This is a genomic window from Pseudomonas sp. TWRC1-2, from assembly GCF_049896685.1.
GTDB lineage: Bacteria > Pseudomonadota > Gammaproteobacteria > Pseudomonadales > Pseudomonadaceae > Aquipseudomonas.
This window is the reverse complement of the sequence record NZ_JAFCUU010000001.1, coordinates 402,949-425,646: the sequence shown is the minus strand read 5'-3', so window position 1 is coordinate 425,646 and position 22,698 is coordinate 402,949. Positions and strand designations below refer to the sequence as shown.

Below are 22,698 nucleotides of genomic sequence, written 5' to 3'. Positions count from 1 at the left end.
CATGACTGGATTAAAAACGTTCTTCGCGGGCCTTGTATTCAGTGTCGTATCGTCACTGGCGTTAGCGGCAGGAAACCCGCTCAGCGTGCATGTACTCAACTTACAAGATGGTCTGCCCTCCCCTGGCGTCAATGTCACGCTGGAAAAACAGGACGGCGAAAGCTGGAAAATGCTCAACAGCGCCGCGACAAATGAGCAAGGGCGTATTCCCGGGTTGTACCCCGATGGTCAGGCGCTGGAGAAAGGCACCTACCGTGTCACCTTCAAAACCGGGGAGTGGTTCAAAGCGCACAAAGTTGCAAGTTTCTTTCCGGAGGTACCGGTCATTTTTGAGGTAGACGGGACACTTTCGCACTACCACATCCCATTACTGCTCAGCCCCTACGGGTTCTCTACCTACAGAGGCAATTGAGCGTCGACCCGACAGAGAAACAAGGCCGCCCCTTTTCTCATGGGCGGCCTTTCTTTTTGATTATTTTGCATCACCACCCACCTTGATATCGAAGGCGCAGGCGATCCGTTCATGACAGCAAGCATGACCGTACGCAGCACAGCAAAAAAGTTACCTCGCCCAGACAGTGGCCGCCGCTGTGTCGATAGCCGTTGCGCGGTGCCTGCTTCCAACCCCGGCTCAGACGAGCAGCCCACATCGAAAAAAAAGCACACCTGGAACGTTTTGCTTGGTCATGGGCCGACCAAGAGCCTGGATGACCACTCCCTCAGCGGTGCAACGCCTTGGTCCGGCGGCGCAAATACCGCACCAGCGCCGCAAGGGCTACAAGTGCTACCACCCCGATGAAGATTGGCAGGCGATACGGTCTCAGATCGCCAAAAAAATGCTGCAATGCTTCGCCAGCCCAATAGCCGGCGCTGACGAACAGGGTGGCCCAGATCGCCGCACTCAGCACATTGATCAGCGCGAAACGCCAGGGTGCCAGACCGCTTGCACCGATCACCATAGGCCCCACCAAGCGCATTCCGTAGAGAAAGCGCACAGCGAATACAGACGTCATGGGGTAGCGATGGATAAGGCGCTCCACCCGTTGAATGGCAGACTGGTGACGCTTCAGTTTAGGCAGCAGGCGACTCCCGGAATAACGTCCGGTCCAGAACAGTAACTGATCGCCGAGTATGCCGCCCAACGTGGCCCAGCCGATCACATGCAGCCATTGCAGAGTGCCCTGGTGTGCAGCCATACCGCCGAGAAGCAAAACTGTTTCGCCTTCCAGCAGGCAGCCCACGAAGATGACCCAGTAGCCGTAGACGGCAATCAGCGCGTTGAGGTCGAAATGTTCGAACATGGGCATTCCTGGATGCGGTGGAGGCAATGGCGGCATCATTGCATTTGTTTGACCCAGCATTAATGGGCATAAAACAGATCTGTTCCAAGATCGATTCACGCCAATGCTTTAGCAGTCACGTTCGACGCCTTGGCGAGCTGGGTATGCGCCCCGCCGAGCCATACCTCGGTGATTGACCTAAGGTCGGTGGCCAGTTGATCCGAGTGATTGTCTTATCCATTGCGCTGCGTCTTACCAATAAGTAGATACGGGTAGACTTGCAGGCCTATAAGCACTTGGGAATATCAGGTCCTCGCACTGCCAAAGTAGATGCCCTGGGCAGTGCGAGGGAAAGCTGTAGAAGCCCTCTCCTTGCGGCTTAGCGGCGCAAGAGACGGTCAAGTACAAGCAGGGCTATTGCGCCGATGGCCAGTGCAGCAACCGGTTTTTCCTTAACGAACGTAGACACGCTGTCGAGTGCATCGCCATAGGTTTGGGTCAGCTGGCCAGAAGCTTGACGTCCAGCGCCTTCAGCTTGCAGCTTCGAATCACCCATCAGCTTTCCGACCGCGCTCTGCGCCTTGCCGGCCAACTTCTCTGCAACACCTTCTACCTGTTCACTCTTCATATTCATAAACCTTCGTGTCAGTGGGACGCTCAAAAAAACCCACTGCGATGGCGCCACGTTCAACACCATCGCAGCCAAGGGATGCGGACAGAAAAGTTGACCGGTGGTGAAGAGTCGGAGTTCCACTTTTAATGACCACCGCTCGTCAGTGACGCCCCGAACGCGCTCACCCCCCAAGTTGTCCTAGAATGATCTGAATTTCGCCGAGGCGCTAAAAATGATCGACGCAGAACTGCTGAAACTGATGGTTGAAACCTCGGACGATGGCATTGTCATTGCGGAGCAGGAAGGCGATGAGCATATTCTGATCTACGCTAACCCCGCCTTTATGCGCCTTACGGGGTATAGCGCTGACGAAACGCTGTACCAGGACTGCCGCTTCCTGCAGGGTGACGACCGAGACCAGGCGGGCTTGGTCGCGATCCGCGAGGCGATCAAGTCGCATCAGCCCTGCCGGCAGATCATTCGCAACTACCGTAAGGACGGCAGTGCCTTCTGGAATGAGCTATCGATTACTCCCGTGTTTAACAAGGCGGATCAGCTCACCTATTACATCGGCATCCAGAAGGATGTCAGCGTCGAAGTTGCGGCCAGCGAACGCGTGCGCGAACTTGAAGCGCAAGTCGCCAGCTTGAAAGCTCAACTGGATCAATCGCATGGGCTGTCATAGGGCAAGCCAGGTAATGCGCGGTCGGCACCCTCACGGCTGCTCGGGTAGTTGACGATCACGGTGGCGCCGTCCTGGGCCAATTGCTCGGCAATCGCCGCGCCGTTACCCTTGGAAGCGCCGGTCAGAGTCGATCCCGCGCGATGCCGCTACGCGTGCGAAGAATATCGGCCAGCACCGCCAACGCGATTTCCGCCGGGGTTTTGCTGCCCAGGTTCAAACCGATAGGCGCATGGATGCGCGCCAATTCGGTCTCGCCCAACCCGCCAATCCTTCGCAGGCGTTCGAAGCGCTTTTGTGAGGTGCGCATCGAACCCATTACGCCGATGTAAAACGCGTCGGTGCGCACCGCCTCCATCATTGCCAGATCATCAATACGCGGATCATGAGTCAACGCGACCACCGCCGTGTCGCTGTGGCAGCCGCCGTCAGCGATGAACACCGACGGCAGCTGGCGTCGGATCTCGACGTTGTGCAGCACCACGCCTTCGAGCACCTCGTCGCGGGGATCGCACAAAATCACCTCAAACCCCAGGCCCACGGCAAACTCGGCGCAAGCCTGGGCAACACTGGAATAGCCCGCCAGCAACAAACGCTGCGCCGCGCCGACCCGCACACGGACCCGGTCGATCTCGCGCTCGATGCGCGCGCCCTGCTCGCTGTCTGCACACACGCGGCGCGCACCGCTGGCCAGCTCGACTTCGCGGATCAATCGGCGCTCGCCCAGCAACGCGCACTCCAGCTCGCGCAGATGGGCCTGAACCGCGCAGTCCGGCGCAAGCTTCTCCACCAGCACATCAAGCACGCCGCCACAGGGCAGGCTGACTCGCGAGCGCGGGTCCTCGCCTTCGCCGTAACGAACGACGTTGACCGCCTGTTCAAACGCGCCTTCGGCTACCCGCTCAAGAAAGTCTTCCTCAACGCAGCCGCCCGACAGCGAGCCGATCCATTGCCCGCTCACGTTCACTGCCAGCAACGAACCCGGCGCACGGGGCGCCGAGCCGTAGGTGGCGAGCACCGTGCACAGCCAAACCGGCTGGCCGGCCGTCGACCATTCCAGCGCACGGCGAATGACTTGCAGATCCAGATGCTGCATGTCAGTGCGCCTTGTGCTCGGCTGGTGGTGCATCGGCCTGCAGCTTCTGCACGTCGCTGACCGCCAGCTCACTCGACTGACCGCCCCAGCCCTGGCGCAGATAGTTGAGCAGATCGGTCAGCTGTGCCTGATTGAGCTTGTCGGCAAAGCCCGGCATCGGTTGCATGCGTTCGAACCCGGTGAATGTCTGCTCGCCGATGCCGTCCTCGATCACCCGCAACAGGTTGCGCGGATCGTCCAGGCGCAGCGTGGTGTTGCCGCGCATGGCCACGGCGATGTGCGGTTTGCCCTCGCCGTTCGGCGCGTGGCAACCGGCGCACACGTTCAGGTAATCCTGACGACCGCGTTGGGCGCTTGGGCTCATTTTGTCGAGCGGCACTTGGGTCAACACGTTGGCGGCTGGGGCGGGATCGCCGAGCAGGTAAGTGGCCATCGCCGCCAGGTCCGGGTCACTCAGGCCTTGGGTGCTGTTGTGGAACACCGGGAACATCTCGTTGAACATCGTGCCCTGGGCGCTCATGCCGTGCTTGAGGAAGGTGCTCAGGTCCTGTTGATTCCAGCCGCGAGCGGCCAGGTCAGTGGCCAACAGACTTGGCGCCAAATAGCCGTTGAGCAGGCCGCCGGTCAGGCGTTTATCCTGCTGCATGGCGCCAGGCAAGCCGCGTGGGGTGTGGCATTCGCCGCAGTGACCGAGCACTTCGACCATGTATTCACCACGCTTGAAGGTTTCGCTTTTGCCCTCGGCCGGCGCGAGTTTCACGTCTTTGGCGTAGAGCAGGTTCCAGCCCATCAGGCCCAGGCGCACGTTGAACGGGAAACTCAGGCGAGTGACCGGCGCCGCACGTTCAATCGGCTCGACGGTTTTCAGGTACGCATGGATCGCGTCCGAATCTGCGCGCGGCATCAGGTGATAGGAGGTGTACGGCATCGCCGGGTACAGGTTCGCACCATCGCGGCGTTTGCCTTCGGTCAGCGCGGCGAAGAATTCGTCATCGTTGTACAAACCAATGCCGTGCTCTTTGCTCGGGGTGATGTTGGTGCCATAGATGGTGCCGAACGGCGACACAATCGGCAGGCCGCCCGCAAACGGCGCGCCGCCCGGTGCGGTGTGGCAGGCCATGCAGTCAGCGGCGCGGGCGAGGTATTCGCCGCGCTTGACTTGATCATCCGCGTGCGCCAACAACACCGGCGCAGCCAGACCAACCGCCAATGCCAGGCGGGACAGTAGAGGCTTCATGCTTAACCCTCCTTGACCAGGCCGAGATCGGTGAGCACGTTGCGGGTCGCGTTGTAGTAACGCACGTAACCGGTGCAACGGCAGATGTGGTGACCGAGGCTGTCCTCGATGACTTTTTCCAGCTGACTGTTGACGATGGGCTGACGCTGCAGCTTCTCGACCAGTAAGGTCGCGGCATTGACGAAACCCGGTGCGCAGTAGCTGCACTGGAAGGCGAATTCATCGACGAAACGCTGCTGGATCGGGTTCAGCTCAGTGACGTTGCCCTGCTCGTCGCGAGTCGCGTGGCCTTCGATGGTCCGCACTTTTTTGCCTTCAAAATAGTGGGCGCCGGTGATGCAGGTGCGCACTTCTTCGCTGGTGCCGTCCGGGTTGTCGACGATCACCACGCAGGCGTGGCAAATGCCCTGGCCGCAGCCGAGCCGCGAGCCAGTGAGGTTTTTGTATTCGTGCAGGTAGTCGATCATCGGCAGGTCATCAGGGATGTCCACCGGGCCGATGGATTGACCGTTAAGGGTCAGTTGAAACGGACGGTTAGCCATTGAGGGCCTCCTTGATGCGCGCAGAAGTGATAGGCAGGTCGCGGACACGTTTGCCGATGGCGTGGGCCACGGCGTTACCGATAGCGCCGACGATCGGGATCATCACCACTTCTGCGATGCCCTTGGACGGGTCGCTCGGCGACAACGGCGGCAGGATTTCAGCCGTCTGGTTCCACACGGCAACGTGTCGGGCCATCGGCAAGCGGTAGCGGTTGAAGTTCCAGTCACCCTCCCCCGGCCCGCCTTCGTACAGCGGCATCTCTTCCATCAACGCATGGCCGATGCCCATGGCGATCCCGCCTTCGAGCTGCCCCTTGACCAGCTCTTCCACCAGCACCCGACCGCACTCGACCCACGAGTGGTGGTTGAGCACTTGCACTTGCGCGGAGCCCTTGTTCACTTTCAACTCCACCAGCGTCGCAACCGGGCTGTAGTAAGTCACCGCCGCGTTGTTCAACTGGGTGTCCGGGTAGTGGACGTTCTGGCGATCCAGCAGGTGGAAACCGTTGCTGGTCATTTGTGCCCGTTTCGCCTGCGGCGCGCCGTCGCCGTACTTCACCGCCAGACCATCCAGGGGCAGACGCTCGCGCACGCCGTCGATGCTGTACTCGGCCTCGGCCCAGCTCCAGCGGTTGAAGCCGTGCACGGTAGCGCCGGTCACCAGGCCCTTTTCATGGGCGTGTTTGGCCAATTGCTCAAAACTCAGCGGCTGCATGCCGTTGGCGGTGAGTTTGCCGTCGACCCAGTGCGCATCTTCGCGACGCACCACGTACGGGTTAGCCTGGCCGCCGTAAGGGCCCTGGCCCCAGATCTGCAACGCCGCCGGCCACAAGCCGTGGTTGAACAGCACCCGTGACGCTTCACGGGTGGCGTGGCTGAAGTAGTACGCGGAGTTGGTCGCCGACGAGGCCGACGCCAGTTTGCCGACCCAGCGCGGATTGCGCAGAAAACCATCCTGTTCGGCCTGGCTCATGGTGTACGGGTTGCCGCCCGTGATCAGTTGCAACTCTTTCCATTCGGTTTCGCCGGTTTTCACTTGCGTGGCCGGTATGCCGATGAAATCCGCCACCACCAGGGCTTGCGAGGTGGACATGCCGGTGCCGATTTCAATGCCGATATGGCGCAACGTCACGTGCCCTTCGGCGGAGAATTCGATGCTGGCCATCGGCGCCTCGGAACCGGTGCCGAAGTCTTTTTGGCAGATGGCAAAACCGACGCCATACCAGTTATCCGGGTCAGCGGCTTCGCGCGTCTTTTTGATCTGGTCGCGGTTTTTCCAGACATCATGGACAGCCGCCTTGTCGAGAATCTCGTGCAAGCGCAATGCACCGGCCGGCACCGCGCCCTGGGTGTTTTTCATGCCCGACAGCATCGCGTTTTTCTTGCGCAGGTCGATAGCGTCGATACCCAGACGATCAGCGATTTCGTCGACCATCATCTCGGTCGACGCCATGCTTTGCAGGGTGCCGTAACCGCGCATCGAGCCCGCTTCCACCGCGCGCGAATGGTAGGCCGTGACCTGCAGATCGTTCTGCGGCATGTAGTAGATCGACTGCGCTGCCGTGGCGCCAACCGCGGCCACCGAAGGGCTGTAGTTGATGCGCCCGCCGCCATCGACGTTCATCTCGGCGCGAAAAATCTGGAAGCTGTGATCGTTTTTGTCCACCGCCAATTGGTAGCGGATATCGAACGGGTGACGCTTGATGCCGCTTTGAAACTGCTCATAGCGGTCGTTGGCCAGGCGCACCGGCACACCCGCGCCGTACAACGCAGCAAGGGCTGCGTAGTAGACAAAGATGTTGTGGTCCTTGGAGCCGTAACCGACGGTGTAGCCCGGGTGCATGTTCAGATTCGCCAGGCCGAAGCGCGAGGGCGCGATCATCTTCGCGGTTTCGGTGGCGGCTTCCAGCGGGCACTGGGTCGCGACAACAAAGTGCAAGGTCTTGGTGACCGGGTCGTACCAGCCGTTGCCGTTGTCCGGTTCCATCGCGGCCGGCTCAATCGACGGGGTTTTGTAGCGCTCGTCGAACACCAGCCAGTGTTCGGGCGGCGCGTCGATCTGCTGCTTCATCCGGTCGGCGTAAAACAGCCCGCGCTCGGTGAGATTGCCGTGCAGGTCCGGCTGGGAATTCCACACCGGGCGACGGTTTTTCAGCATCGGAAACAGGATCGAATCCTTGAGGCTGGCGAATTCATCTTCGTCCGCCGAGGTCGCACCGCCGACGCGCACATAGCGGAAGCTGCCATACGGATCACGTTCGTAATACGGCGCTGGGGCGCCGTAACGGATCGCTTTGTCGTTGAACTTGAGCTTGGCCTTGGCCTGGCGGAACCGCTCGAAGTCGTTCCAGATCAGGATCGCCACGGGGTGACCGATGAACATCGGCACCTGGCCTTGCGGCAACAGCGGATCCGGCGCGTGCTCTTCCGGGAAGACGATGCCGTCTTTGTCCAGGTCGGCAGCCGTCACGATGCGGTCAGGTTGCAGGTCGGCGCCAAGCCACGACAGATCGTAGCCGGCGTAGATGCGGTCGGCCTTGGTGATTTTCAGCAACATGGCGTGGCCCTGTTGCTGCGGCCAGCCCGGCATGTCTTTGGAACGGATGTCGCGGGCAAAGACTTTGCTGCCACAGACCTTGGACAAGGCGTCGTTACGCGAGCGCGCCTTGCCATTGTTGCCGAGCCATTGCTCGGACGGCACGGTCACGCTGTTTTCCATCAACGCAGCCAGCGCCTGGGTGCTGAGCGGTGTAAGCGTCACGCTCACACCCGCCACCAGCCCGCCCTGAAGGAACGAGCGCCGGGAGATATCACGGTTGGACATGGATCATCCTCTGGGCGGTTATAGGTCCGCCCTTATGGTTATGTTCTGGGGATCTCGGGTCTGGCAGAAGCGCTTTTGCCGGAACAAAAGGCTGTGTGTGGCAGTGCAAAGCTGACCGAAAGGTTAACTTTATAGGTTTATGCGTCAGCCGCAAACAAGCTGTTACAAAAAACTGACAGAGGAATCAAACCAGCGAACCGCGTGCCAACGCGGCCTACAAGATCTTGTAGGTGCCAAGCCTGAACAAGTCCTCTATAAAACCCCGCACTTCCCCCATCCCCCAGGAACTCCCAGCCATGCACATGGAAGAGCACACGCTGAGCGCAATGAGCGACGAGCTCAAACTCAGGCTAGGCCGCTTTCGGCACGAGCAATTTGTCGAGAAACTCGGCTGGCGGCTGCCTGGCCATCCGCACCCGGCGGGTTGTGAATGGGATCAATACGACACCGAGCATGCGCGCTACCTCTTGGCGTTCAACGAGTACTGCGACATGGTTGGCTGCGCGCGTCTGATACCCACCACATTGCCAAACCTGCTGGAAGGTGTTTTCAGCCATACCTGCGCTGGCACGCCGCCCAAGGAGCCTGCCATCTGGGAAATGACACGCTTCACCACCCGTGAACCGCAATTGGCCATGCCGTTGTTCTGGAAAAGCCTGAAGACCGCCAGCCTGGCAGGCGCCGATTTCATTGTCGGCATCGTCAACAGCACGATGGAGCGCTATTACAAAATCAACGGGGTCAACTACGAGCGATTGGGACCGGTCACCGTGCACCAGGACGAAAAAATCCTTGCGATCAAGCTCTCGGCTCACCGTGAACACCATCGAGGCGCCCGCCCGCCTTCAGCCTTCATGCCCGCCGCATTGTTGAAAGACACCGCTTGATACCGGCCGAGTCATCCTTTTGGGAGGGCTCGGCGGCAGTCGATGAACCTCAGATATACCCCAGCGCAACCGCGTAAGACACCGCCTGCACACGGTTGCTGGCGCCGATTTTGCGTTGGATGTTGCGGTGATGGTAATTCACCGTGTCGGTGCACACGCCCATGATCACGCCAATTTCCTCGGAGGTTTTGCCGTCTGCGGTCCAGCGCAGCACATCACACTCCCGTTCGCTGAACTCGACATCCGTATTGAACACACGCGCGTCACTCTCCAGCTCAGAAATTTTCTGGTGGGCCGCCGCGGCAAACGCTTTGGTCACCGGCTTCAAGGCTTCGAACTCCTGAAGGCTGATGACCTTGTCCTTGCGTGCGATGCTCAACACCCCTACCCGGCCCTGGACGTTGAATGAAGGCTGCGCCAGGCCATGGCACAGATTCGAATCGTTGGCCTCGGACCACAGGTCCGGGCACCCCTTGAACAGCTCATTGCTCCACAAAATGGGGGTGGACGAGACTTTGCTGTGTTTCACCGTGGGGTCGATCGCGGCGTAGTTCGCTGCCTGATATCGCGCTATCCAGTCCTTGGGATAATTGCTGTACATATAGGTTTTCGGTCGCATGAACGGCGTCGCACTGCACATGCCGTAGGCGAAAAAATCAAACTGCAGTTCACGTAAAGCCCTCAATGCAACAGCAGTAAACTCCTGCATGTTCATAGTTTGCGCAAAGATACTGTAAAAATAAGCATCCCATCCCAACAGCTGTCCTAATTCCATTTGAACACCACTAGAGTTGGAAACGAGTCGTGAGACTAGACCAACCTGAACTCATGTCAATACACAAAATTCAACGGTTATAGACCACTTCGCAATAGCGAAGGCTTTATTGTGCCTAACCAACTAACTAGCCATAGGCCATTGATAGCCAGGCGATGTTAGCGGGCCATCGTTGCGGCTTGGCCGACGAATGAACCTGCTGATTCATAATAGTGCAACACACTACCCGATGGACCGCATTCGCCCCCTCCATGCCCGAGCCGCTACAAGATCTGGTAGTTCCTGCCGCGAGAAGTGCAGGTGTATAAACAACACGCCTCAGCACGCTCTCAATATACAAAGTTAAACCTGTAAGTGCTGGTGCGCCCAATTAACTAAATATTTACTTGATTTTCGAAAAACCTTAATTCAACTAAGGAGGATACGGCTTATGTCGGCTTCGCTTTGCGCCAGCGGCTTTAATGATCAGCTTGAACTTCGCCGTAAAAACCGCGCCACCGTCGAACAGTACATGCGCACCCATGGCCAAGATCGCCTGCGTCGGCATGAACTGTTCACCCCGGATGGCAGCGGCGGTTCGTGGAACACCGAAACCGGTGAACCCCTGGTATTCAAGGGCCACGCGAAACTTGCCGCCCTTGGCGTGTGGCTGGAACAGTGCTTTCCAGACTGGCAGTTTCACAACGTGCGGGTGTTTGAAACCGACAACCCCAACCACTTCTGGGTCGAAAGTGATGGCCGTGGCAAGACCCTGGTCCCCGGTTACCCGGAAGGGTATTGCGAAAACCATTACATCCATTCCTTCGAATTGGACAACGGCAAGATCAAGCAAAACCGTGAGTTCATGAACCCCTTCGAACAACTGCGCGCCTTGGGCATTCCGGTGCCACGCATCAAGCGTGAAGGTATCCCCGCCTCATAAGCCCTTTCATTATTGGAGAGTGAACATGCCTACTCATGCAGCGCGACAACTAACCGCTGACGACAGCAGCGAACTTCGCCGCAAGAACCGCGCCACGGTCGAGCAATATATGCGCACCAAAGGCCAGGATCGCCTGCGCCGCCATGAACTGTTTACCGAGGACGGGTCGGGTGGTTTGTGGACCACAGACACCGGCGCACCCATTGTAATCAGTGGCAAAGCCAAGTTGGCCGAACATGCTGTTTGGTCACTCAAGTGCTTCCCGGATTGGGAATGGTACAACGTCAACGTATTTGAAACCGACGACCCCAACCATTTTTGGGTCGAGTGCGACGGCCACGGCAAGATCCTCTTTCCAGGTTACCCGGAAGGGTATTACGAGAACCACTTCCTGCACTCCTTCGAGCTGCAAGACGGCAAAGTAAAACGCAATCGCGAGTTCATGAACGTCTTTCAACAACTGCGCGCCCTGGGCATTCCCGTGCCGCAGATCAAGCGTGAAGGCATTCCTACTTAATCCTTAGGGAGAATAATCGCATCATGGAAGACTTACTGAAACGGGTTCTAAGTTGTGAAGCGTTCCAGCAGCCTCAATGGAGCGAGCCCTCACAATTGCATGACGCGCAGGCCTACCTCAGGGACAGCGCATCGCTGATTCGCGTCGAAGACATCCTGGTCCTGCGTGCCACCTTGGCCAGGGTGGCGGCGGGCGAAGCGATGATCATCCAGTCCGGTGACTGCGCCGAGGACATGGATGAAAGTGCTCCCAGCCACGTGGCCCGCAAGGCCGCGGTGCTGGACATCCTGGCCGGTGCGTTCCGGCTGGTCACCCAGCAACCGGTGGTGCGCGTCGGGCGGATTGCCGGGCAGTTCGCCAAGCCGCGTTCCAACAACAGCGAGCGCATCGGCGATGTCGAGTTGCCGGTGTACCGCGGCGACATGGTCAACGGCCGCGAAGCGGTCTGCAACCATCGCCAGCATGATGCACAACGCCTGGTACGAGGCTATCGCGCCGCGCAGGACATCATGCATCACCTGGGCTGGAAGGAACCGGCCAGCAAGGAACAGCTCAGCGGCTCTCCCGCCTGGACCAGCCACGAAATGCTGGTGCTCGACTACGAACTGCCGCAAGTGCGCAAGGACGAACAGGGCCGGGTGTTTCTCGGCTCAACCCACTGGCCGTGGATCGGCGAGCGTACCCGTCAGTTGACGGGTGCTCACGTGGCACTGCTCAGCGAAGTGCTCAACCCGGTGGCCTGCAAGGTCGGCCCGGATATCACCCAGGACCAGTTATTGAGCCTGTGCGAGCGCCTGGACCCACGACGCGAGCCCGGCCGACTGACCCTGATTGCGCGCATGGGCGCCCACAAAGTCGCTGATCGCCTGCCACCGCTGGTTGAAGCGGTGCGCCATGCCGGGCACAAGACCATCTGGCTCAGCGACCCGATGCACGGCAACACCATCATCGCGCCGTGCGGCAACAAGACCCGCATGGTGCAGACCATCACCGAGGAAATCACCGCCTTCAAACATGCCGTGACCTCGGCCGGTGGTGTGGCTGCCGGCCTGCACCTGGAAACCACCCCCGACGACGTCAGCGAGTGCGCCTCCGATGCCGCCGGCCTGAGCCAGGTGGCCAGCCACTACAAAAGCCTGTGCGACCCGCGCCTGACCCCTTGGCAAGCCATCACTGCAGTGATGGCCTGGAAAAACCTGCCCTCCTCCACCCTTGCTTACCTTTGACTGGAGTTTGTCGCCATGACTGGCATTCCATCGATTGCCCCGTACGCCCTGCCTACAGCCCGCGACCTGCCCGTCAACCTCGCGCAGTGGCGCGTCGACCCCGAGCGCGCCGTGCTGTTGGTGCATGACATGCAGCGCTACTTCCTGCGGCCCTTGCCCGATGCCCTGCGTGAAGCCGTCGTGGCTAATTCCGCGCGCATTCGCCAGTGGGCTGTCGACCACGACGTGCCGGTGGCTTACACCGCCCAGCCAGGCAGCATGAGCGAGGCACAGCGCGGGCTGCTCAAGGACTTCTGGGGCCCTGGCATGAAGGCCAGCCCCGCCGACCGCGAGGTGGTCGACGCGCTGACGCCCAAGCCGGGTGACTGGCTGTTGACCAAGTGGCGCTACAGTGCGTTCTTCAACTCCGACCTGCTGGAGCGCATGCACGCCAACGGGCGCGATCAGTTGATCCTGTGCGGGGTGTATGCCCATGTCGGGGTACTGATTTCTACCGTGGATGCCTACTCCAACGATATCCAGCCCTTCCTGGTTGCCGACGCGATTGCTGACTTCAGCAAGGCGCACCACTGGATGGCGATCGAATACGCCGCCAGCCGTTGCGCGATGGTCGTCACCACCGACGAGGTGGTGCTATGAGCCAAGCTGCCGCCCGCCTTATGGAACGCATTCTGCAACCGGTGCCTGAGCCGTTTGCCCTGTTGTATCGTCCGGAATCCAGCGGCCCGGGGCTGCTGGATGTGCTGATTGGGCAGATGTCGCAGCCGCAGGTCCTGGCCGATATCGACTTGCCTGCGCCTTCAATCGGTGCCCCGCGCCTGGATGTACTCGCGCTGATTCCCTACCGCCAGATCGCCGAACGCGGCTTCGAGGCGGTGGACGATGAGTCGCCGCTGCTGGCGATGAACATTACCGAGCAACAATCCATCGGCATTGAACAGTTGCTGGGGTTGCTGCCAAACGTGCCGATCCAGCTCAACGGCGAACGCTTCGACCTCAGCGACGCCCGCTATGCCGAGATCGTCAGCCAGGTGATCGCCAACGAAATCGGCTCTGGGGAAGGCGCCAACTTCGTGATCAAACGCACCTTTATGGCGGAAATCAGCGAGTACGGCCCCGCCAGCGCGCTGTCGTTCTTTCGCCATCTGCTGGAGCGCGAGAAAGGTGTTTACTGGACCTTCATCATTCACACCGGCAGCCGCACCTTCGTGGGTGCCTCGCCCGAGCGGCACATCAGCGTCAAGGATGGGACCGCGGTGATGAACCCCATCAGCGGCACTTACCGCTACCCGCCGGCTGGCCCCTGTCTGACGGACGTCATGGCCTTTTTGGCCGACCGCAAGGAAGCCGATGAGCTGTACATGGTGGTTGATGAAGAGCTGAAAATGATGGCGCGCATTTGTGAAGACGGCGGCCACGTCCTCGGCCCTTACCTCAAGGAAATGACGCATCTGGCCCACACCGAGTACTTCATTGAGGGCAAGACCCGTCGCGACGTGCGCGACATCCTGCGCGAAACCCTGTTCGCCCCGACCGTCACCGGCAGCCCGCTTGAAAGCGCCTGCCGGGTCATCCAGCGCTATGAGCCGCAAGGCCGCGCGTACTACAGCGGCATGGCGGCGCTGATCGGCAGCGATGGCAAAGGTGGACGCTCCCTGGACTCGGCCATCCTGATTCGCACCGCCGACATCGATGACAGCGGCCAGGTACGCATCAGCGTGGGCTCCACCATCGTGCGTCATTCCGAGCCCATGACCGAAGCCGCCGAAAGCCGCGCCAAGGCCGCCGGCCTGATTGCTGCCTTGAAAAACCAGGCGCCCTCGCGCTTTGGCAGCCACCTGCAGGTACGCGCAGCGCTGGCCAGCCGCAATGCCTACGTCTCGGACTTCTGGTTGATGGACAGCCAGCAACGCCAGCAGACCCAGGCCGATTTCAGCGGGCGCCAGGTGCTGATCGTCGATGCCGAAGACACCTTCACCTCGATGATCGCCAAGCAGCTGCGGGCCCTGGGCCTGATAGTCACGGTGTGCAGCTTCAGCGATGAATACAGTTTCGACGGTTACGACCTGGTGATCATGGGCCCAGGCCCCGGCAACCCGAGCGATGTCCAGCTGCCGAAAATCGACCATCTGCACGTGGCCATCCGCTCCTTACTCAGCCAGCAACGGCCATTCCTCGCGGTGTGCCTGAGCCATCAGGTGTTGAGCCTGTGCCTGGGCCTGGAGCTGCAACGCAAGGCCATTCCCAACCAGGGCGTGCAAAAACAGATCGACCTGTTCGGCAACGCCGAGCGGGTGGGTTTCTACAACACCTTTGCCGCCCAGAGTGCCAGTGACCGCCTGGACATCAACGGCATCGGCACCGTCGAGATCAGTCGCGACAGCGAAACCGGCGAGGTGCATGCCCTGCGTGGGCCGTCGTTCGCCTCGATGCAGTTTCATGCCGAGTCGCTGCTCACCCAGGAAGGCCCGCGCATCATCGCCGACCTGCTGCGCCACGCCCTCATCCACACACCGGTCGACAGCAACGTGTCGGCGGCGGGGAGATAACCATGCACAACTACGTGATCATCGACGCCTTCGCCAGCGTCCCGCTGGAAGGCAACCCGGTTGCGGTGTTCTTCGATGCCGATGATTTGCCGGCGCCGCAAATGCAACGCATCGCCCGCGAGATGAACCTGTCGGAAACCACCTTCGTGCTCAAGCCACGCAACGGCGGTGATGCGCTGATCCGGATTTTCACCCCGGTCAACGAACTGCCCTTTGCCGGCCACCCGTTGCTGGGGACGGCCATCGCGCTGGGGGCGCACACCGACAATCACCGGCTGTACCTGGAAACCCAGATGGGCACCATCGCCTTTGAACTGGAACGCCAGAACGGCAGCGTGATCGCCGCCAGCATGGACCAGCCGATACCGACCTGGGCGGCCCTGGGCCGCGATGCCGAATTGCTCAAGGCCCTGGGCATCAGCGATTCGACCTTTCCCATCGAGATCTATCACAACGGCCCACGCCATGTGTTTGTCGGCCTGCCGAGCATCGCCGCCTTGTCGGCCCTGCACCCTGACCACCGTGCGCTGTCGAACTTCCACGACATGGCGATCAACTGTTTCGCCGGCGCCGGGCGGCGCTGGCGCAGCCGCATGTTCTCACCGGCCTACGGCGTGCTCGAGGATGCAGCCACCGGCTCGGCTGCCGGGCCGTTGGCGATTCATCTGGCGCGCCATGGTCAGATCGAGTTCGGCCAGCAGGTGGAGATTTTGCAGGGCGTGGAAATCGGCCGCCCTTCACTGATGTTCGCCAGGGCTGAGGGCCGCGCCGATCAACTGACGCGCGTCGAAGTCTCCGGTAATGGCGTCACCTTCGGGCGGGGGACCATCGTGCTATGAACCTTTCAGTACAAGGCAAGCCGCTGCTGGGTAAAGGCATGTCCGAATCGCTCACCGGCACACTGGATGCACCGTTCCCCGAGTACCAGACACTGCCCGCCGACCCCATGAGCGTGCTGCGCAACTGGCTGGAGCGTGCACGGCGCGTGGGCATCCGCGAACCCAGGGCGTTGGCGCTGGCCACCGCCGACGGCCAGGGCCGGCCCTCGACGCGCATCGTGGTGATCAGTGAGATCAGCGACACGGGGCTGTTGTTCAGCACCCATGCCGGCAGCCAGAAAGGCCGTGAGCTGAGCCAAAACCCGTGGGCGTCGGGCGTGCTGTATTGGCGCGAAACCAGTCAGCAGATCATCCTCAATGGCCAGGCCGTGCGCTTGCCGGACGCCAAGGCGGATGAGGCGTGGCTCAAGCGCCCGTATGCCACGCATCCGATGTCGTCGGTGTCTCGCCAGAGCGAAGAACTGCAGGATGTTCAGGCCATGCGCAACGCCGCTCGCGAACTGGCCGAAGGTCAAGGTCCACTGCCGCGTCCCGAGGGCTATTGTGTGTTTGAGTTGCGCCTTGAATCGCTGGAGTTCTGGGGGAATGGGCAAGAGCGGCTGCATGAGCGGTTGCGCTATGACCGCAGCGATACGGGCTGGAGGGTGCGGCGTTTGCAGCCCTGACTGCACAAAACTATGGACATCGAAGGACGCTGTAGATCTCTGAAACCACCTGCGCCGTGGCGTCCTCGATCGTTGTTTCATTGCGGCATAAAACCCAGCCGTGATCGCTAATCGCGCGCTCGAACGCCTGAGTACACGCGACATGTTCTTCCAGCTTATGCATCACAGTACTGCTCAGCCCGCGCCGTCGTTCGGCTGCTCTGGCCCATGAAATATCAGGGGCGGTGACCACGCCGACATGCAGGTCGGGCACTTGCACGTTTCGATCAATGTTTAACTGCAGGATGTCTGCAAACCCGACGATCCGGCGAAACGCTGCATCAGAAGGGTACCAGCGATCAATCAAGATGATGCTACCGGCTGGCTGTTTGGCCAGTACGTGCCGGGAAATCCAGGCACGGCTATCAGCAAAGCGCTCGCACACCTTCAACTCCAACTCCCGGCTGGGGTTTCTGACGAGAGTGTTAACGAGGGCCATTGTTTCAGCCCTATGGGGATCGCTTTTTTGCTCGCTGAGCCGGATCACCTTTTGCTTGTCTGCCCTCAGCACTTGGGTCACGGCCTCCAAAAGCGTGGTTTTGCCCGTTCCCTTGGGCCCATCGAGAGAAACAAAGAGTGGACGACTCATACTTCACATCATGATTGGTAGCGGTTCATTGGGCGTTGCTCTTCGCTGGAGTCGCCTGGCGCGACGATGCGAATCGAGTGCAGCGCCCATAGGAACAGACATTACTGAAGGCGTCGATCAATGATGCTCCCTGAGCAGAAAAGAACTTCCCCATGCCAACGGCGCCACGCCCAAATGCGTGGCCAGTGTCTGGCCGATATCGGCAAAGCTGCCACGCTCGCCCAGCCAGCCGGCCGCCATGCCTGCCCCGTAAGCCAGGACCGGCACATGCTCACGGGTATGATCGCTGCCCGGACGCGATGGGTCGCAACCGTGGTCGGCGCTGATGATCAGCAACGTCTGCGGGTCCATCAACGCCAATAATTCCGGCAGCCTGCGGTCGAAGGCTTCCAGCGCGGCAGCGTAGCCGGCCAGGTCGCGGCGGTGCCCGTAAAGCATGTCGAAGTCGACGAAATTGGCGAACACCAGGCTGTTGTCTGGCGCTTGCTGGTAGGCCTTGAGCGTGGCATCGAAGAGCGCGTCGTTGCCGTCGGCCTTGTACAACCGGCTGATGCCGCGGTGCGCGAAGATATCGCCGATCTTGCCCACCGCATGCACGCTGCCGCCGGCTTCGCACAGATGATCCAGCAGCGTCGGCGACGGCGGTGGCACGGTGTAGTCGCGGCGATTGCCGGTGCGGCGAAACTCGCCCGCGTGCTCGCCGGTGAACGGCCGGGCAATGACCCTGCCGACCGTGTATTCATCACACAAATCGCGCGCGATTTCACACACCCGGTACAGCTCATCGAGCCCGAAATGGCTTTCATGGGCGGCGATCTGCATCACGCTGTCGGCCGAGGTGTAGCAAATCGGCTGCTGGCTGCGGATGTGTGCTTCGCCCAAGTCGTCCAGCACCGTAGTGCCCGAGGCATGGCAGTTGCCCAGGACACCCGACAACCCTGCCCGCTCAATCAGGTCGGCCAGCAACTTGGGCGGAAAGGACTCGACCGGCCGCTCGAAATACCCCCAGTCGAACAACACCGGCACGCCCATCATTTCCCAATGCCCGGACGGTGTGTCCTTGCCTGAGGATTGTTCGCGCGCATGGCCGTAGGCGCCGACCGGTGCAGCGTCGCCCCAGTGGCCCGGCAACGGTCCGTCACCGCTGGCTGCCGCAGCGGCGCCCAGGCCCAGACGACCCAGATTTGGCAGCCACAGAGGCCCCCGGCGCAGTGGCCCACCGGCCTCACCACGGGCACACGCCTCGGCGATATGGCGCAAGGTGTCGGCGCCGGCATCGCCAAAAACAGCAGCGTCGGCACTGGCGCCGATGCCCAACGAGTCCAGCACCAATACGATGGCTTTGCTCATAGGATGTCCTGGATCAAATCACGTGCGGCCAGGCTTGAACCGCCTAATCGATAGGCTGCGCGCAAAGCGGATGCGCCCTGCTCGGCCTGCTCTGGGTTGCGTGCGTGCACCCAGCCCAGAGGCCGTTGCGCGTTCACCTGTTCACCCACAAAGGCCAACTCGCTGAAACCCACGGACAAATCCAGCACGTCGTCGGGATGACTGCGTCCGCCGCCCAATGCCACCACCGCCAAGCCCACCGCCCGGGTGTCGATGTCGGTAACGCAGCCCTCTTCCTCGGCCCACACCGGCACCGACACGGCGGCCTTGGGTAAATACGCTTCAGGGTCTGCCGTAAAGCCCGGCGGGCCGCCCAGAGCGACGACCATTTGCTCGAAGCGCTGCAAGGCTGCCCCACTCTGCCAGGCCTGGAGTAATTGATCACGGGCCTGGGCGTCATCCCGCGCCAAACCGGCCATCGTCAATGCTTGGGTGGTCAGCGCCAAGGTCACCGCCCACAGGCGCTCACTGCGCACCTCGCCCTTGAGCAAAGCGACTGCTTCGCCAACCTCCAGGGCGTTGCCGGCACTGCGGGCCAGCGGTTGGTTCATGTCGGTGATCAGCGCGCGGGTGTTGACCCCGGCACCATTGGCCACCGCAACGATGCTGGCGGCCAGCTCGCGCGCCTGTTGCGGCTCGGCCATGAAGGCACCGTTGCCGGTTTTCACATCCATGATCAGTACGTCGAGGCCGGCGGCGAGTTTTTTGCCGAGGATCGACGCGGTGATCAGGTCAATTGACTCCACCGACCCGGTCACGTCGCGGATCACATACAAGCGCTTGTCCGCCGGCGCCAGGTTGGCAGTCTGGCCGATGATCGCGCAACCGACGTCGGCCACCACCGCGTGCAGGCGTTCGGGGCTGGGTTGGCAGTCGTAGCCGGGAATGCTCTCGAGCTTGTCCAGGGTGCCGCCGGTATGCCCCAGCCCGCGCCCGGAAATCATCGGCACGTAACAACCGCAGGCCGCCAGTAACGGCGCGAGCAGCAAGCTGATCATGTCGCCGACGCCGCCGGTGGAATGCTTGTCCACGACCGGCCCTGGCAGGTCCCACTTCAGCACTTGGCCGGAGTCGCGCATCGCCTCGGTCAAGGCCAGGCGTTCGCTCACGTCCATGCCCTTGATGAACACCGCCATGGCGAACGCCGCCACCTGCCCATCGCTGAGGCTGGCGTCGGCAATGCCGGCGACAAAGCGTTGAATGTCCATCGCAGCCAGGGCGTGCCCGTCGCGTTTGCGCCGAATCACTTCTTGTGGCAACCACATACTGTGCTCCTTACAGCGAAATGAAAAAGCCGACAATCGCCGCGCTCATCAGGTTGGAAAGCGTGCCGCCGATCATGGCCCGCAAGCCCAGCCGCGCGAGTTCCTCACGGCGTTGTGGGGCGATACCCGTAAGGCCGCCCAGCTGAATGGCTATCGAAGACAGATTGGCGAAGCCGCACAGGGCGAAGGTCACGATCACCTGGGTGTGCACCGACAGCAGCGGCACGCCGGCTTCGGCAGCCTTGGCCGGGGTCAGGTAGTTAGCCAGGTCGGCGTAGGCAACAAACTCGTTGAGCACCAGTTTTTCGCCGATAAAACCGCCGGCCATGACCGCCTCATGCCACGGCACCCCGAGCAGAAACGCGATGGGCGCCAGCACGTACCCGAGAACCAGTTGCAAGGTCAATTGCGGGTAGCCAAACCAGTTGCCCGCCCAGCCCAGTAGCCCGTTGAGCAGCGCAATCAACGCGATAAACGCCAGCAGCATGGCACCCACCGCCAAGGCCAGGCGCAAGCCAACCTGGGCGCCATCGGCGGCGGCGTCGATGATATTGGTGGGGCGATTCTCGGCCTGGCCCAGCTCCTCGATCACCTGTTCGGTGCAGGCGGCTTCGGTTTCCGGCTCCATGAGTTTGGCCATCAGCAAGGCACCCGGCGCCGACATGAAGCACGCCGCGATCAGGTACTTGAGCTCCACGCCCAGCCCGGCATAGCCCAGCAGCACCGAGCCGGCCACTGCGGCGAAACCACCAACCATCACCGCAAACAACTCAGAGCGCGTCAGCTTGGCGATGAAGGGCCGTACCACCAGCGGCACTTCCGACTGGCCGATGAAAATCGCCGAGGTCACCACCATTGACTCGATACGACTGGTGCCCAGCAACAGGCGCAAGGTGCCGCCCACCAGCCGAATGATCCAGCCCATCACACCGATGTAATACAGCACAGAGATAAAGCTGCCGAAGAACACGATCATCGGCAAAACCCGGATGGCGAACACAAACCCGCCACTGCCGAACACTTCAAACATGTGCGGTGAACTCAGGCCGCCGAACAGAAACTCGATGCCTTTGTTAGCGTAAAGCTGCAGCGATGCCACCGCGCCTGACAGCGAGGCGAGCGCCGTCTGGCCCCACGGCACGTAAAGCGCAAAGGCGCCAATCAAGACCTGGATCAAAAACGCGACCGAAACGGTGCGCCAGTTGATCGAGCGTCGTTGATGAGATAAAGCAATAGCAATGAGAATAAGGGTCGCTATTCCGACAAGACTGATCATGCAGGCGTCTCAACAATGGACCACGCGGATGCAGACCCGAAGGCCTGCCCAGGATTAGAAAGCGTCGAAGGCGCCAGGCAGCAATTGCTCCAGGGTCCAGGTGCGCGTGGCGGCCGGGTCACTGCCCTGACAAATCACCACTGCATCCTTGGCCATCAACTCCAGCATCACCTGGCGGCAGGCACCGCAAGGGCTTATCAGTGAAACGTTGGGTGCATAAACAGCCATGGCTTTGAAACTGCGCGGGGCATGGCCCTGGCTGATGGCGCTGAACAACGCGCTGCGCTCGGCACAGCTGGTCAGCCCGTAGGAAATATTCTCCACGTTGCAACCCTGTACCACCTCACCGTCGGCGGTCAGCAATGCCGCGCCCACGGGGAAATGGGAATAAGGCGAGTACGTGCTCTGGGCGGCACGCTTTGCCTGTTCCATCAAACGCTCTTCAATTGTCATGCACAGGGTCATCCCATCTTATTGCGAGCACGTCCAGGGCGGTCGTGACGCTATTGTGGTGTTATTTAAATAACAATTGATGTGAATATTCAATCTTTTTTATGCTCGCGAACAAAGGTAGGCGCCGAAATCCTTGGCTGCCTCACGTGCAAGCGTCTATGAGGTAGACAGGTGTTGTAGCGCTGTTGGCTCGCCAAGATCTAAGGCTAAAGCCCTTTGTTTTCCGATAGCACAGCCTGAATACTGATAAGTTTTAGAGTGAAAAATTTGGGAGCCATCATGGGAATTCAAGTCACGATACTAAAGGGCGTTTGCATCCTGACGATGGGGGCTATAGCGCTCGACGCGTTCGCAGGGGCTTCGGAACAGCGCTATCTGTGTAAGGCGCAAGAAACGCTATTGTTCGGATGCGACTCCGGCCGGAAGATGATCTCGGTGTGCGCGTCGCAGGATTTCTCGGCGACAACAGGCTATGTGCAATACCGATTTGGTACGCCTAGCAACATTGAGTTGAGCTATCCCGAGAAGCTGAGTCCACCCAATGGTCATTTCTGGTTCAGTTCTACCGGCTACTCAGGTGGTGGCGAAGCACATCTGCGCTTCATCAATCACGGGGTAACCTACGCCGTTTTCGACCGCATGGTGCGCACAAACTTTACTCCAGGGGAACCCAACGACCCAGACATGAGCGAGGGAATAGTCGTGCGGCCGCAGGGAAAGAAGGCGACAACTCGACTCTGCACCTATTCCGAAGGCGGCATTCGCGCGCAAGCATACACAACCATCGAACGTGAAGACTTCGACGACGACCTCGTTCCGTAAGCGCGAACGTGGGTGTTTTGTGGCGCGGATGACTTGGGGTTGGGCTTGGAGGTTCTTTAGCAAGGGTTCGGGCAATGAAAACGCTGAAAGGCGTTTTAAAGGCGTTGGACGCGAGAGTGTTCGGCAACCAGGTTACGCAATCCATGCGCGCTAAATAACCTGATTGCCAAACACGAGGGCTGTGTACTTTCACAAGTAATTTTCCCAACCA

The 22,698-nt window shown here is 60.5% G+C and carries 23 protein-coding genes; 11 read left to right on the top strand and 12 right to left on the bottom strand.

Going from position 1 to position 22,698, the window contains the following annotated elements:
* The first annotated feature begins 1 nt into the window (after position 1).
* Positions 2-412, top strand: a complete 411-nt coding sequence (gene uraH / locus ACP7B3_RS01805) for a hydroxyisourate hydrolase (protein WP_404488274.1) — start codon at positions 2-4, stop codon at positions 410-412.
* Between the two features lie 307 nt (positions 413-719).
* Here uraH and ACP7B3_RS01800 read toward each other — a convergent pair whose 3' ends face one another.
* Entirely contained in the window at positions 720-1,301 is a 582-nt protein-coding gene (locus tag ACP7B3_RS01800; protein ID WP_145160704.1) for a DedA family protein, read from the bottom strand.
* 358 nt (positions 1,302-1,659) lie between these two features.
* Positions 1,660-1,908, bottom strand: coding sequence for a CsbD family protein (locus tag ACP7B3_RS01795; protein WP_145160703.1), 249 nt, complete (start codon positions 1,906-1,908; stop codon positions 1,660-1,662).
* A 217-nt stretch (positions 1,909-2,125) separates the two neighbouring features.
* On the opposite strand from ACP7B3_RS01795, the gene ACP7B3_RS01790 reads away from it, so the two are divergent.
* Positions 2,126-2,578, top strand: a complete 453-nt coding sequence (locus ACP7B3_RS01790; RefSeq protein ID WP_426177483.1) for a PAS domain-containing protein — start codon at positions 2,126-2,128, stop codon at positions 2,576-2,578.
* A gap of 121 nt (positions 2,579-2,699) precedes the next feature.
* On the opposite strand, the gene ACP7B3_RS01785 is transcribed toward ACP7B3_RS01790, so the two are convergent.
* From ACP7B3_RS01785 to ACP7B3_RS01770, 4 genes are read right to left on the bottom strand one after another with little or no spacing between them, the layout of a single operon-like run.
* Positions 2,700-3,671, bottom strand: coding sequence for an XdhC family protein (locus tag ACP7B3_RS01785; protein WP_426177481.1), 972 nt, complete (start codon positions 3,669-3,671; stop codon positions 2,700-2,702).
* Position 3,672: 1 nt separating this feature from the next.
* Positions 3,673-4,908 carry a c-type cytochrome gene (locus ACP7B3_RS01780; RefSeq protein WP_426177479.1) on the bottom strand — a complete coding sequence of 412 codons (1,236 nt, stop codon included), beginning with the start codon at positions 4,906-4,908 and terminating at the stop codon, positions 3,673-3,675.
* Positions 4,909-4,910: 2 nt separating this feature from the next.
* Entirely contained in the window at positions 4,911-5,450 is a 540-nt protein-coding gene (locus ACP7B3_RS01775) for a (2Fe-2S)-binding protein (protein WP_145160695.1), read from the bottom strand.
* The gene (locus ACP7B3_RS01770) at positions 5,443-8,274 is read right to left on the bottom strand and encodes a xanthine dehydrogenase family protein molybdopterin-binding subunit (protein WP_426177477.1); all 2,832 of its coding nucleotides are present in this window, start codon (positions 8,272-8,274) and stop codon (positions 5,443-5,445) included. Before ACP7B3_RS01770 ends, ACP7B3_RS01775 begins: the two co-directional genes overlap by 8 nt.
* Before the next feature lie 296 nt (positions 8,275-8,570).
* Between ACP7B3_RS01770 and ACP7B3_RS01765 the strand changes: the two genes are divergently transcribed.
* Positions 8,571-9,161, top strand: coding sequence for an acyl-homoserine-lactone synthase (locus ACP7B3_RS01765; RefSeq protein WP_426177475.1), 591 nt, complete (start codon positions 8,571-8,573; stop codon positions 9,159-9,161).
* A 49-nt stretch (positions 9,162-9,210) separates the two neighbouring features.
* On the opposite strand, the gene ACP7B3_RS01760 is transcribed toward ACP7B3_RS01765, so the two are convergent.
* Positions 9,211-9,870: an autoinducer binding domain-containing protein gene (locus ACP7B3_RS01760; protein ID WP_426177473.1), complete on the bottom strand. Its 660-nt coding sequence runs from the start codon at positions 9,868-9,870 to the stop codon at positions 9,211-9,213.
* Between the two features lie 496 nt (positions 9,871-10,366).
* On the opposite strand from ACP7B3_RS01760, the gene ACP7B3_RS01755 reads away from it, so the two are divergent.
* The 7 genes from ACP7B3_RS01755 to phzG are packed head-to-tail and all read left to right on the top strand — an operon-like array spanning position 10,367 to position 16,654.
* Positions 10,367-10,858, top strand: coding sequence for a PhzA/PhzB family protein (locus ACP7B3_RS01755; RefSeq protein WP_426177471.1), 492 nt, complete (start codon positions 10,367-10,369; stop codon positions 10,856-10,858).
* 25 nt (positions 10,859-10,883) lie between these two features.
* Entirely contained in the window at positions 10,884-11,375 is a 492-nt protein-coding gene (locus ACP7B3_RS01750) for a PhzA/PhzB family protein (RefSeq protein ID WP_242196730.1), read from the top strand.
* Between the two features lie 23 nt (positions 11,376-11,398).
* Positions 11,399-12,601 (top strand): 3-deoxy-7-phosphoheptulonate synthase, encoded by a 1,203-nt coding sequence (locus ACP7B3_RS01745; protein WP_426177469.1) that lies wholly within the window; start codon positions 11,399-11,401, stop codon positions 12,599-12,601.
* 15 nt (positions 12,602-12,616) lie between these two features.
* Positions 12,617-13,240 carry an isochorismatase family protein gene (locus tag ACP7B3_RS01740; RefSeq protein ID WP_242196738.1) on the top strand — a complete coding sequence of 208 codons (624 nt, stop codon included), beginning with the start codon at positions 12,617-12,619 and terminating at the stop codon, positions 13,238-13,240.
* Positions 13,241-13,260: 20 nt separating this feature from the next.
* Positions 13,261-15,150: an anthranilate synthase family protein gene (locus ACP7B3_RS01735; protein WP_426178086.1), complete on the top strand. Its 1,890-nt coding sequence runs from the start codon at positions 13,261-13,263 to the stop codon at positions 15,148-15,150.
* Positions 15,151-15,152: 2 nt separating this feature from the next.
* Complete coding sequence (locus tag ACP7B3_RS01730; protein WP_426177467.1) at positions 15,153-15,989, top strand: PhzF family phenazine biosynthesis protein; 837 nt, start codon at positions 15,153-15,155, stop codon at positions 15,987-15,989.
* On the top strand, positions 15,986-16,654 hold the full coding sequence (phzG, locus tag ACP7B3_RS01725; RefSeq protein WP_416363502.1) for a phenazine biosynthesis FMN-dependent oxidase PhzG: 669 nt from the start codon (positions 15,986-15,988) through the stop codon (positions 16,652-16,654). Before ACP7B3_RS01730 ends, phzG begins: the two co-directional genes overlap by 4 nt.
* A gap of 10 nt (positions 16,655-16,664) precedes the next feature.
* On the opposite strand, the gene ACP7B3_RS01720 is transcribed toward phzG, so the two are convergent.
* The 5 genes from ACP7B3_RS01720 to ACP7B3_RS01700 all read right to left on the bottom strand — a co-directional run bounded on the left by ACP7B3_RS01720 (position 16,665) and on the right by ACP7B3_RS01700 (position 21,665).
* Positions 16,665-17,282 (bottom strand): dTMP kinase, encoded by a 618-nt coding sequence (locus ACP7B3_RS01720; RefSeq protein WP_426177465.1) that lies wholly within the window; start codon positions 17,280-17,282, stop codon positions 16,665-16,667.
* Positions 17,283-17,399: 117 nt separating this feature from the next.
* Positions 17,400-18,632, bottom strand: a complete 1,233-nt coding sequence (locus ACP7B3_RS01715; RefSeq protein WP_426177463.1) for a phosphopentomutase — start codon at positions 18,630-18,632, stop codon at positions 17,400-17,402.
* The gene (deoA, locus tag ACP7B3_RS01710; protein WP_426177461.1) at positions 18,629-19,936 is read right to left on the bottom strand and encodes a thymidine phosphorylase; all 1,308 of its coding nucleotides are present in this window, start codon (positions 19,934-19,936) and stop codon (positions 18,629-18,631) included. The genes ACP7B3_RS01715 and deoA overlap by 4 nt, the downstream gene beginning before the upstream one ends.
* 10 nt (positions 19,937-19,946) lie before the next feature.
* Positions 19,947-21,212 (bottom strand): NupC/NupG family nucleoside CNT transporter, encoded by a 1,266-nt coding sequence (locus tag ACP7B3_RS01705; protein WP_262209505.1) that lies wholly within the window; start codon positions 21,210-21,212, stop codon positions 19,947-19,949.
* 54 nt (positions 21,213-21,266) lie between these two features.
* Positions 21,267-21,665, bottom strand: a complete 399-nt coding sequence (locus tag ACP7B3_RS01700) for a cytidine deaminase (protein ID WP_426177459.1) — start codon at positions 21,663-21,665, stop codon at positions 21,267-21,269.
* 279 nt (positions 21,666-21,944) lie between these two features.
* Between ACP7B3_RS01700 and ACP7B3_RS01695 the strand changes: the two genes are divergently transcribed.
* Positions 21,945-22,487, top strand: a complete 543-nt coding sequence (locus tag ACP7B3_RS01695; protein WP_426177457.1) for a hypothetical protein — start codon at positions 21,945-21,947, stop codon at positions 22,485-22,487.
* Positions 22,488-22,698 lie beyond the last annotated feature (211 nt).